Raw genomic sequence first — 11949 nt, forward strand, 5'->3', positions numbered from 1 at the left:
CCTATTTAGTCTATTCTTTTTCCTCAGATATAAAAGCTTAAATCGTTCGATTCTTAAACAGAATTAACTCCACCCAAACCTTCTATTTAACGCAAGAATTATTGTTTTCCGTAAGTTGGTTAACTACTCTTTGGAAGAGAACGGGATCGAATAGAACGCTAAGGAAATAGATTTTGTGAATAGATTCCATCGTTGGCCGCGGTTAAGTTCGCTTTTGTCAAATACGACTCTTACATTAGATGTGCGGGGTGCGGCGATTGTGTCAATGGATGACCATATGCACAGGGCAACCATACTTTGCGCTGAAATGGACGATAACCACGCCACGGGTATTATCACCCTATCCAGCGAAGCAAAGAAACAATTTATCCGTGAATCTAGTCCCGTTAATTTACCCGGAAAAACGTTTACCTGGCCCGAGTCGCTTAATAGAGCGGCTAACTGTTTCATACATGTCAGTAAACTGTCTACACAGCGTGTAGAAGATCATATTTATTGTTTAGTCATATCCGATGAACCTCTGACCTCTGTGCAAATACAAAACCTGATGCATATATCCCGCAAATTCAGTGAAGCAGACCGACGCTTCGAGGTTAATAAGACTGATTTACTTAATTTGCATAAAAAAGTTTCTCAATTAACCCATACAGGTGGCTGTCAATACTTCATTAAGAACAAAGATTTCATTTTGACCGATGAATTTGAAAAGTTACTTAACTTATCGAATAAGGAACCTTTTTCGTTAAAACTTGCCCTGAAAAAGTTTGCACGGGTCGATAGGAAAATATTAATTTCGCACATCCGAAATGTATACCGCACGCCGCTTCCTACACAAAGTGATTTCAAGATTGTAAAGGATACAGATGAAAGCTGGCTACGCCTTACTTTGACCCCTCGTATGGAAGAAGAGGAAATAACGAGCATAATCGCCACACTTCAGGATATAACCGAAGCCCATCAAATCACCTCGACGGAACAAAACTACACAGAGTATCTGATCAATATTCTCGACAATCTTAATGATGCAGTGGTAACTATAGATGGTTTCGGCACCATCGTTATGGTTAATCAGACCGTAGAAAAGGTTTTCGGATATGTACCCGAGTCGTTATTGGGACAGGATGTGTCAGTTATCGTGCCGGAAGAGTATTCGGATATGCAGACCACTGATATAACTAGCTATCTTTACAAGGCGAAGTCATTGTTTTTTGGGCCAAATAAAGAACTGAGTGCAAGACATAAAAACGGCTATACCTTTCCCATAGAGTTATCGCTAACAGAGGTCATTTTAGATGGTCAGCGGCGTTATATAGGCATAATAAGGGATGTAACTGAGCGGAAAGAGGCAATTGATAATATTTTTAAAATTGCCTTCTACGACGAGGTTACTCAATTGGCCAATTTTAAATCATTTGAAAAAGACGTCAGAAAACTGATAGCACAAGCGAGAGTGGCGACCGCGCAGCTCTATTGCTGCATGATCGATATTGATAAATTTTCCCAATATAATTTGCTGTTTGGCAAGGAAACTGGCGATCAGATATTAAAGATAACCGGAAATCGAATTAAAAAAGTGCTGACCTCCGATTTTCGTGCCTATCGGGAATCGGCAGACCGCTTTCTTATATTGCATCACAGTCCAATTGTAGCGCCTGGGAAGGAAACAAACCAAAAACGTTTGCATCAATTAAACTTGATAGATGAGGTGGAGCAAAAGTTACTACGGGACCTAGCGCAGGATATCAGTTTCCAAGGAGACACGCATGCATTGCGTTGTTCTTTATCTTCAGTGCATATCGACAGCGAACAAACCACTTTTGAGAAACTGATTGGTGTACTTGAATTTGGCCGTAAACGCGCCAAGAAAAGTGGGAATATCGGGCCGGTTGCGTTTGAGAAATCAGCATACGAAGAATACGAACGTCATCAATATATTGCCCAGTCATTTAACAAAGCGTTAATAGATAACGAGTTCTTTTTAGTGCTTCAACCGCAATACAACCGCGATGGCGAATTGATTTGTTCCGAAGTTTTACTACGTTGGAAACATGCTGCAATTGGCATGATAAGTCCCGGCGAATTTATTCCCATAGCCGAAGAAAGTGAAGCTATTCTGGATATCGGTTATTGGGTATTAAACGAAGCGTGTAAATTATTGGCCGAATGCCACCGCGATAACTTAGAAGTTAAGCTGGCTGTAAATATTAGTGCCCAGCAGATTGCCCGCGCAGACTTCGCAGAACGGCTAATTGCTACTACTTCAAAATGGGGAATTGATGCTTCTTGCCTGGTGTTGGAGCTAACGGAAACAACCCTGGTAGAAAGTATTGATAAAGTCAGGTTGCATATCGAAAAATTATCTAAAATGGGCTTTTTGTTTTCTATTGATGATTTCGGTACAGGCTATTCAAGTTTAAGTTATCTGAAGGCATTACCCATTGCGGAACTTAAAATAGACAGGTTTTTCGTCGATGAGATAACCTCAACAAACGATAATTTCCCCATAGTTAATACCATAATAGAAATGGCTCAAGCGCTTGGGTTGCGAACAGTGGCTGAAGGAATAGAAAACGATGTGCAGATGGAGTACCTGATTCAACATGGCTGTGATATCTTTCAAGGGTTCCATTTGGGTAGACCTACACCAGAAAAAGAGTGGCTATCGCTAGTGCATGCTTCTTTTATTAATCCCAACTCATAGTGAGGTATGACTAGCCAGTACCGCCTATCCGTCAATGCCGACCTAAATTGATTGCAGGGCAAAATCATTTTTTCCCTGCCGTTTAATATCATACATAGCCGCGTCTGCTTTATTGATTAGCGCACTCGCTGACGCTTTCTTGTTTTCAGAAAACGCGATGCCGATGCTCGCACCTATTTCTACTGTAAGGTTATTGGAAGCTTGAAAGTCAGAAGTGGCGTCCTAAGCCAAGCATAGCAATGCTTTTTACTTTGTATCACTTTGACTCATAAGGCCATGACAAACCCTTGCCAATAGACTTTATTAGTCGCATCCCTCTTATCATAAACTGTTCACAGATTATGACGAATCGCTATCTGAAAATGAGAGCTGTTAGCGAAGTCTCAGCGCAATATAAACAGACTTATAGGAATGGCATAGTGAACTAATAGAAATAATCCGCTCACTCATGGTCCGCTATGCCTATTGCTTTCCCAACAATCGAGCTATTTGACAATAAAGTGACGCCTCTTTAAGAGTATTACCAAGTTTCAGCGCTGGTGACCAGCCAGTAGACTATACTTGCTACGGCCCCGCTGATAACGATTGCTTTTACCAGCATAGATGAATTAATAGCTGTTGCGTGGGTTGGCTTCTTACCATGTATCATTGCGCTTATTAGGGGCTGCTTTTTAAGTAAAGAATAATATAGCACTGCGACAATATGTAAGGCTATAACCCCTAAAAGGATGTTAAAGATATTATGGTGAATCCAACTTGCAACGCCTTGAACATCGCTTCCGACCATGTGATAAAATGGCCCATCCCACAAAATATCGTCAGTCATGAACAATCCGCTTATACTTTGCGCTAAAAGTAATATAAGCATCGCGATGACCGACCAACCGCCTAACGGATTATGGCCAGGATTACGTGCTTTAGCATTATCGGTGTCCGACAAATAGGCTTTAATCTTATCAGGTCCTGCCAGAAACTGGGAAAAACGCGCGTAACGAGGACCGGTAAACCCCCAGCTAATGCGAAAAAATAGCAATCCCATGACAAAGTAGCCAATATAAAAATGCCATTCAAGCGCATTTTCTACCCATTCAGCAGTAACGTATTGGCCTATAAGGCTCGCTGCCAATAGCCAATGAAATAATCGAGTAGGTAAGTCCCAAATTAGTTTCTTTTCCATGAGGTTAATAAATTGCTTGTATAATCAATGGCGGTAGCTTATCACAGCGACGGCTGAAGGGGTCGGTAATCAATGGATTTTGTCCTGCAATTAGACAGTGGCGTGTTACTATAAATGACCTATTCTAAGCAAACATCAATGGCGAGCAAAAATGAATGTAGGCATTTTCGGCACAAATGGGCGTATGGGCAGGGTGTTAATCGAAGCGGTACAGGAAACCGAAGGTTCCACACTCACTATGGCAACGGTTCGTGACGATTCACCGTGGGTGGGGATGAACGTGGGTGATGTGGCTGGCGTGCGTGACCAAACAGTAAAATGTGTCGGTGTTTCACAAATAAAGGCAAACGATGTGGACGTGATGATTGATTTCACGTTACCCGCGGCTTTGGATAACAATTTAGACTGGTGTGTCCGTAATCGTATTCCGTTAGTTTTAGGCACTACTGGCCTCAGTTCAGAGCAAGAAAACCGGTTGCGTGAAGCCGCCGGCATTATTCCCATTGTGTACGCCGCTAATTATAGTGTTGGCGTGAATGTGATGCTCTCTTTAGTAAAACGTGCCGCCAAAGCGTTGGGAAATGCTACTGATATTGAAATCAGTGAAGCTCACCACCGTTTCAAACAAGACGCACCTAGTGGCACAGCAATTGAAATAGGTAAAGCCATTGCAAATGAACTTGGGCGTGACCTAAATGAATGTGCTGTCTATGGCCGGGAAGGTAAGTCGCCCGCACGCGACCAGAATACTATTGGTTTTGCCACAGTAAGAGCTGGGGATATAGTAGGTGAACATACAGCTATGTTCGCTGATATTGGGGAACGGCTCGAGATTACGCATAAAGCATCCAGCCGCCTTACCTTCGCCAAAGGCGCTGTTCGAGCAGCAAACTGGGTTTGGCAGAAACCATCAGGCGTTTATTCGATGTCAGATGTTATTGGGCTGAGCGAGAATTAAACGCTGATTGTGTTTTTTGCGGCTCATATAAGAAAATTCGATGAAGTGGCTCGTTTTAAACAAACTTCGAAATCTAATTAGACCTTCAGCATTTACTCATATATAATAATTGGAATTTGCCAAATTTTCGCGCTGGTACGCTGTACGGCGCTATTTTATTAGCTGCAAAGTTCTGTAAACGGGATGTAACTTCACCATTACCTCCCGTTTTTTATGAGGTTTAAGTAAGATACCTGCTTAAACCCTTGATTATGATTAATCTGGAGGTTGACTTGGCTAATTCTGCCCTTTTGGTGCTCGAAGATGGGTCGATATTTAAAGGCACTGCGATTGGTGCTGAGGGGATCGCCGTCGGAGAAGTGGTTTTTAATACTTCAATGACTGGCTATCAAGAAATTCTCACTGACCCCTCCTATGCTGAACAAATTATCACTCTCACTTATCCTCATATCGGTAATACCGGAACAAATTCTGAAGACGTCGAAGCAGACACTATTTGGTCTAAAGGTTTGGTTATTCGTGATTTACCTCTTGTTTCCAGTAATTTTCGCAATAAGCAAAGCCTGACTGACTATTTAAAAGCAAAAAATGTGGTAGGTATTGCAGATATAGATACACGCCGATTGACGCGTATCTTGCGTGATAAAGGGGCACAAAATGGCTGCATAATTTGCGGTGATAATGTGGATGAAACCCTGGCGCTGGATAAAGCTAAATCATTTCCAGGCTTAAAAGGAATGGATTTAGCCAAGGAAGTTTGCACTAAGGAAGTTAAAGAGTGGACCGGCGGCGCCTGGTTACTCGGTGAAGGCTACCAAAAACTGAAAAACGCTAATTATCACGTGGTGGCATACGATTACGGTGTTAAGCACAATATTTTGCGTATGTTGGTCGATCGTGGCTGTAAAATCACCTTGGTTCCAGCGCAAACACCTGCTTCTGAAGTATTAGCGATGAACCCAGATGGTGTCTTTCTTTCAAATGGACCCGGCGATCCGGAACCGTGCGACTATGCTATCAAAGCCATTCAGGAAATCGTGGATAAAAATGTGCCTACATTTGGTATTTGTTTAGGGCATCAATTACTGGCGCTTGCCAGTGGTGCGAAAACCTCCAAGATGAAATTCGGTCACCATGGCGCAAACCATCCGGTTCAGGACCTAAAAAATCAAAAAGTGATGATAACCAGCCAGAACCATGGTTTTGCAGTAGAAGAAACCGGCTTGCCGGATAATCTGGAAGTCACCCACATCTCATTATTCGATAAATCGCTACAGGGCATCCGCCGAAAAGATAAGCCAGCGTTTAGCTTTCAGGGGCATCCAGAAGCCAGTCCTGGTCCGCAGGAAGCCAGTGAGCTTTTTGACCACTTTATTGAATTAATTGAACAATCAAAGCAGTAGGACACGCCAGCTATGCCAAAACGTACTGATTTAAAAAGTATTCTTATCTTAGGTGCAGGCCCTATTGTCATCGGTCAGGCCTGTGAATTCGATTACTCTGGCGCGCAAGCTTGTAAAGCGCTGCGAGAAGAAGGTTACCGGGTTATTCTTGTTAACTCTAATCCTGCGACTATTATGACCGACCCGGAAATGGCCGATGCGACATACATCGAACCCATTCATTGGGAAGTCGTGCGTAAAATTATTGAAAAAGAGCGACCTGATGCTATTTTGCCGACGATGGGTGGGCAAACAGCGTTGAACTGTGCGCTGGATTTAAATCGCGAAGGGGTGTTGGATGAGTTCAATGTAGAACTTATCGGCGCCACAGCTGATGCGATTGATAAAGCCGAAGATCGTGAGCGTTTCGATAAGGCAATGAAGTCCATTGGTCTTGAATGTCCACGCGCAGAAATCGCACATAACATGGAACAGGCCCACGATGTCCTTAGCCGAATTGGCTTTCCATGTATCATCAGGCCATCATTTACGATGGGGGGCACAGGTGGCGGTATTGCATACAACATTGATGAGTTCAATGAAATATGTCACCGCGGGCTGGACCTTTCTCCCACCAATGAATTGTTAATTGACGAATCCTTAATTGGTTGGAAAGAGTATGAAATGGAAGTGGTACGCGATAAAAACGATAATTGCATTATCGTATGTACCATAGAAAATTTCGACCCGATGGGCGTGCACACCGGGGACTCGATTACGGTCGCGCCAGCACAAACGCTTACCGATAAAGAATTCCAAATCATGCGTAATGCTGCTATGGCTGTATTGCGTGAAATAGGCGTAGAGACTGGCGGTTCCAACGTGCAGTTTGGTATCGACCCAGACACAGGGCGCATGGTCATTATTGAGATGAACCCGCGCGTATCGCGTTCCTCAGCCTTAGCGTCAAAAGCTACAGGTTTTCCCATTGCTAAAATAGCCGCTAAACTGGCTGTAGGCTATACATTGGATGAGTTGGATAATGATATCACGGGTGGTTTAACCCCTGCCTCGTTCGAGCCATCTATTGACTATGTTGTTACCAAAATTCCTCGCTTTAACTTTGAGAAATTTGCTGGCGCTAATGACCGCCTGACCACGCAAATGAAGTCGGTGGGGGAGGTTATGGCAATTGGTCGAAACCAGCAGGAGTCTTTACAAAAAGCATTACGTGGTCTCGAAATTGACGCTAGTGGTTTAAATCCAATAGTTGACTTAGAAGATTCAGAAGCGCGAAATAAAATTGTACGAGAATTACGAGAGCCTGGCGCGGAACGTATTTTCTACATTGGTGACGCATTCAGAATGGGTATGTCGGTCGATGAAGTCTTTTCGCTGACCAACATTGATCGCTGGTATCTGGTGCAAATTGAAGATCTCATCATCCTGGAAAACCAGGTCGCCAAGGGAGGTATCAGCAGCATCGATGAGGACCTCATGCGTACATTAAAGCGTAAAGGTTTCTCTGATACACGGCTAGCTGAACTGACTAATGTGGAAGAAGACGATATTCGCGAACGCCGACACAATTTCGATATTCGCCCCGTGTATAAACGCGTCGATACTTGTGCAGCTGAATTTGCTACCAGTACTGCGTACATGTATTCAAGCTACGACGAGGAATGTGAAGCGAACCCTTCTGATAAAGCCAAGATAATGGTGTTAGGAGGGGGACCTAATCGAATCGGGCAGGGTATCGAATTTGATTACTGCTGCGTACATGCCGCGCTTTCTATGCGCGAGGATGGTTATGAAACCATCATGGTTAACTGCAACCCTGAAACGGTTTCCACCGATTATGATACCTCAGATCGCTTATACTTTGAGCCAGTTACCCTTGAAGATGTTCTCGAAATAGTAGCGAAAGAAAAACCTAAAGGCGTCATTGTGCAATACGGTGGACAAACACCGTTGAAGTTAGCTAGGGAGTTAGAAAAAAATGGTGTACCAATTATTGGTACTTCTCCTGACGCAATTGACCGCGCTGAGGATCGAGAACGTTTCCAGCACATGGTAAACAAGCTAAGTCTTAAACAGCCAGCCAACGCTACAGTTACAAATGTGGAACAAGCATTGGCTAAAGCTGATGAAATTGGGTTCCCACTTGTGGTTCGTCCGTCTTACGTGCTTGGCGGCCGAGCAATGGAAATTGTCTATGACATCAAAGACTTAAAGCGCTACCTTAATGAAGCGGTAAAAGTGTCTTACGACGCCCCAGTATTGCTGGATCGTTTCCTTGACGATGCCATAGAAGTAGACATTGATGCGGTAAGTGATGGTACCGATGTGGTCATCGGCGGCATTATGGAGCATATCGAACAAGCGGGTGTTCACTCTGGAGATTCTGCGTGCTCTCTGCCTCCCCATTCTTTATCCAAAGAAATACAGGATGTGATGCGAGAGCAAGTAAAAGCCATGGCGCTTGAACTAGGCGTGGTAGGCTTAATGAATACTCAGTTCGCTATCAAAGATAATGAAGTTTATCTGATTGAAGTAAACCCTCGCGCGGCGCGAACCATTCCTTTTGTATCTAAAGCAACAGGTGTGCAATTGGCGAAGGTAGCTGCTCGAGCGATGGTAGGCAAGACGTTGAAAGAACAAGGGGTGACGGCGGAAATCATACCACCTTATTACTCTGTGAAAGAAGTCGTATTGCCGTTTGCTAAGTTCCAGGGTGTCGATCCGCTGCTAGGACCCGAAATGCGCTCTACAGGTGAGGTAATGGGCATTGGTGATACGTTTGAAGAAGCCTATGCGAAAGCTAACCTAGGGGCAGGTTCACCATTGCCTCGTTCTGGTAAGGCGTTACTTTCTGTACGTCTGAACGATAAGAAGAAGGTGATCGAGTTAGCGAAAACACTAGTAGAAAATGGCTTTAGTATCGAAGCAACGCGCCGTACTGCAACGGAGTTGTACGACGCGGGTGTCATGAGCACGGTAGTAAATAAGTTATCGGAAGGTCGTCCAAACATCGTCGACGCCATAAAAAATGGTGAGTATGACTACATTGTAAATACTACAGAAGGCCGTCAGGCAATCATTGATTCTATGTACATTAGGCGCGAAGCATTATTGAACAAAGTGACCTACACCACAACGATGAATGCTGCTTTTGCCACGGTGAGAGCTAAGTCTGCAGATGATCGTAACAAGGTCGCCTCTGTACAGGAGTTGCACAATCGCATTAAACAGTAATGACAACCGCCTGGATACAGGCTATTCTGTTTATCAGTGCTAAATAAAATATAAGTGCGCCTTCAGGGCGCACTTTTTTTCGTCTCTTAACGCGACGGATATCGAAATAACCTAAAGTGAGATAAGAATGAGTCAGTATCCAATGACGGCTCACGGCGCAGCTATGCTGCGTGAAGAGCTAAATGAATTAAAAACAAAAACGCGTCCACGCATTATCGCAGCCATTGCTGAAGCACGTGAACATGGTGACTTGAAAGAGAATGCCGAATATCATGCAGCTCGTGAACAGCAAAGTTTTTGTGAGGGCCGCATTCAGGACATCGAAGGTAAGCTTTCTAACGCGCAAATCATTGATGTAACCAAAATGGAAAATACAGGTAAAGTTATTTTTGGAACCACTGTGACCATAATGAATTTGGAAACAGACAAAGAAATAACTTATCGCATCGTGGGTGACGATGAAGCAGATATTAAAAATAATCTTATTTCAGTAAATTCACCTATTGCCCGCGGCTTGATTGGTAAAGAGCAGGATGATGTAGTGAATATAGCTACACCAAGCGGAACAGTGGAATTTGAAATTGTTGAGGTCGAGTATATTTAAACCACATCATCGCTTCGACAACAGTGAAAAATGTTAATTGCCTATTCCAATCTCGCTATCCTTAAGGCCAAAGTTGCGAATAGGCAAATTTCTTCAAATAAACAAAAAATTGCTGAACGCCTTTACTATTTACCTGGCACTCACAAACTAGGGTGCGACGATGTTTAAGCGAATGGCTTACGGGGGGAATACGATAGCGATTCTCTGCACATACGTCATCCCTATCAGCAGCGAGCGCTCGTTACGAGTCTGCACGCAAATATATAAGGGCACACAGGAAACAACGACACTTCTAGTTTACTCACTCGACATATCCTGCTTCTATTATCGACGACTTCTGCATAATAAGTTTTAGCGTATATAGTACCTATAGGTAAGTATTAACCCGTGAATTTAAATAGGTCAAAAGGGCGCCCAGTCACATGCCTTAGTAGGTTACATACGTCAGCTCTATTTGCTGTGGCAGTAAGAATGACCTTGAACCATTTTTGAGTTTTACTTAATCCCTGCTATGTTTTTATTTAAATTAATCTTTTCCAGGTAATTTATGTTTAGCCATAAGGAATTAGGATTTCTGACCAAACAACTCAATTTGTATTTAAAAAAAGTTGAAAACAAAATCGAAACAGAGGAAATCAGCGCCGCACAGCGAGAACTGCTGGAAAAAAATTTAATTACCACTGTTACAATTGTCAATAAACTCATTCATTTACAACCATCATCTGATAATAAAGGCAAAGGTAGCCGTTTATTGATTGTTGACGACGTCGAGTCTATGCGCAAAGTTCATCGTCACTATTTTATGCAGGCGGGGTTTGAATCGGTAGATTTGGCCCCAGATGGCAAACGGGCATTCGATATGATGAAAAAAGCGTACGCGAATGATAAGGCGTATGAATTAGTGGTCTCTGATTGGGAAATGCCAAAGGTAAGTGGGCTGGATTTACTAAAAAAGGTAAGGGAAGACCAGGAATTATGGAGGACGCCTTTTTATCTTATTTCAGGGTTATCAGACAAGAAAAATATCGCTGTCGCCATTCAAAATGGTGTCACTGGCTATCTCGTAAAGCCTGTTAATCAAACGATTATTACTAAAAAATTTAAAGAATATTTAAAGTAAAAAGTAAAAAATAAAAAATAAAAAGTAAAAAGTAAAAAGTAAAAAGTAAAAAGTAAAAAGTAAACTGCTACAAACTAAAAGGGATAGGTCAGGAAAATACGTATTAGGTTTCCAGGCAACGGTTCAACAATGTGCTCGAAGCGAAAAAGTGCGATGGATCATGGAATCTATGCTCCACAATATTGGCATCTATAGCTGCCTGTGCGTCAACAGGCACAGGGATAAAACAGCTCTTATATTGGTGAAACGGATTTACCGCTTTATTGATTTATGAGCGAGAATCTTAAGTAATAAACGAATTTGAAGGATGAGGGTGCAACGCAGCATCAGGAGGGCGTTCAGAATTCTGTGTCAGCTAGTTAGGCTTAAATATCTAATACACTATCCAGTCGCCCTTCGAAGTGGATAGCCAATTGCGACAATGTCATATTCCAGTTTTGGATTGGCATTGTCCATTTCTTCGACGCATTCAATATTCCAGCATAAAGCAGTTTTAGCAAGCTGTTTTCATTGGGGAACCCGCCCTTGGTTTTAGTCAGTTTTCGGAACTGGCGATGCACGGCTTCAATAGCATTGGTGGTGTAGATAGCCTTACGCACGTATTCTGGGTACTTGAAGTAGACTGACAGATTCGCCCATTTGTTACGCCATGAGCGCACAACAATTGGATACTGTTTGCCCCATTTAACTTCTAAACGCTCTAACTCAGCCTCGGCAGCCTCTTTGCTCACTGCACGATAAACTGGCTTCAA

Annotated in this window: 8 protein-coding genes and 1 pseudogene; 6 read left to right on the forward strand and 3 right to left on the reverse strand. The window is 43.0% G+C overall.

The window, feature by feature from the left end; translation table 11 throughout:
• The first annotated feature begins 175 nt into the window (after positions 1 to 175).
• Complete coding sequence (locus OPS28_RS06390; RefSeq protein ID WP_265608622.1) at positions 176 to 2701, forward strand: sensor domain-containing protein; 2526 nt, start codon at positions 176 to 178, stop codon at positions 2699 to 2701.
• A 42-nt stretch (positions 2702 to 2743) separates the two neighbouring features.
• Here OPS28_RS06390 and OPS28_RS17145 read toward each other — a convergent pair.
• Both OPS28_RS17145 and OPS28_RS06395 read right to left on the reverse strand, forming a co-directional pair.
• Positions 2744 to 2887: pseudogene (locus tag OPS28_RS17145) on the reverse strand (diguanylate cyclase domain-containing protein); the annotation flags it as partial.
• Between the two features lie 334 nt (positions 2888 to 3221).
• On the reverse strand, positions 3222 to 3878 hold the full coding sequence (locus OPS28_RS06395) for a cytochrome b/b6 domain-containing protein (protein WP_265608623.1): 657 nt from the start codon (positions 3876 to 3878) through the stop codon (positions 3222 to 3224).
• Between the two features lie 151 nt (positions 3879 to 4029).
• Here OPS28_RS06395 and dapB point away from each other — a divergent pair, with 151 nt between their 5' ends.
• The 5 genes from dapB (at position 4030) to OPS28_RS06420 (ending at position 11197) form a co-directional block, all read left to right on the forward strand.
• Positions 4030 to 4836, forward strand: a complete 807-nt coding sequence (gene dapB, locus OPS28_RS06400) for a 4-hydroxy-tetrahydrodipicolinate reductase (protein ID WP_265608624.1) — start codon at positions 4030 to 4032, stop codon at positions 4834 to 4836.
• A 272-nt stretch (positions 4837 to 5108) separates the two neighbouring features.
• On the forward strand, positions 5109 to 6239 hold the full coding sequence (gene carA, locus OPS28_RS06405; RefSeq protein WP_265608625.1) for a glutamine-hydrolyzing carbamoyl-phosphate synthase small subunit: 1131 nt from the start codon (positions 5109 to 5111) through the stop codon (positions 6237 to 6239).
• 12 nt (positions 6240 to 6251) lie between these two features.
• A complete protein-coding gene (carB, locus tag OPS28_RS06410; protein ID WP_265608626.1) occupies positions 6252 to 9473 on the forward strand; it encodes a carbamoyl-phosphate synthase large subunit in 3222 nt (1073 codons plus the stop codon).
• Between the two features lie 127 nt (positions 9474 to 9600).
• Positions 9601 to 10077, forward strand: a complete 477-nt coding sequence (greA, locus tag OPS28_RS06415; protein WP_265608627.1) for a transcription elongation factor GreA — start codon at positions 9601 to 9603, stop codon at positions 10075 to 10077.
• Positions 10078 to 10624: 547 nt separating this feature from the next.
• On the forward strand, positions 10625 to 11197 hold the full coding sequence (locus tag OPS28_RS06420) for a response regulator (protein WP_265608628.1): 573 nt from the start codon (positions 10625 to 10627) through the stop codon (positions 11195 to 11197).
• 365 nt (positions 11198 to 11562) lie between these two features.
• On the opposite strand, the gene OPS28_RS06425 is transcribed toward OPS28_RS06420, so the two are convergent.
• Positions 11563 to 11949, reverse strand: a 387-nt coding sequence (locus tag OPS28_RS06425; protein ID WP_265608629.1) for a transposase, incomplete at its 5' end; no start/stop codon positions are given.

The organism is Alteromonas sp. ASW11-130 (assembly GCF_026183735.1).
In the GTDB taxonomy this organism is placed as follows: Bacteria; Pseudomonadota; Gammaproteobacteria; order Enterobacterales; family Alteromonadaceae; genus Alteromonas.

Coding starts and splice junctions, on each gene's coding strand:
- greA (WP_265608627.1), top strand. CDS start 9,601: ATGAGTCAGTATCCAATGACGGCTCACGGCGCAGCTATGCTGCGTGAA.
- dapB (WP_265608624.1), top strand. CDS start 4,030: ATGAATGTAGGCATTTTCGGCACAAATGGGCGTATGGGCAGGGTGTTA.
- carB (WP_265608626.1), top strand. CDS start 6,252: ATGCCAAAACGTACTGATTTAAAAAGTATTCTTATCTTAGGTGCAGGC.
- OPS28_RS06395 (WP_265608623.1), bottom strand. CDS start 3,878: ATGGAAAAGAAACTAATTTGGGACTTACCTACTCGATTATTTCATTGG.
- OPS28_RS06420 (WP_265608628.1), top strand. CDS start 10,625: ATGTTTAGCCATAAGGAATTAGGATTTCTGACCAAACAACTCAATTTG.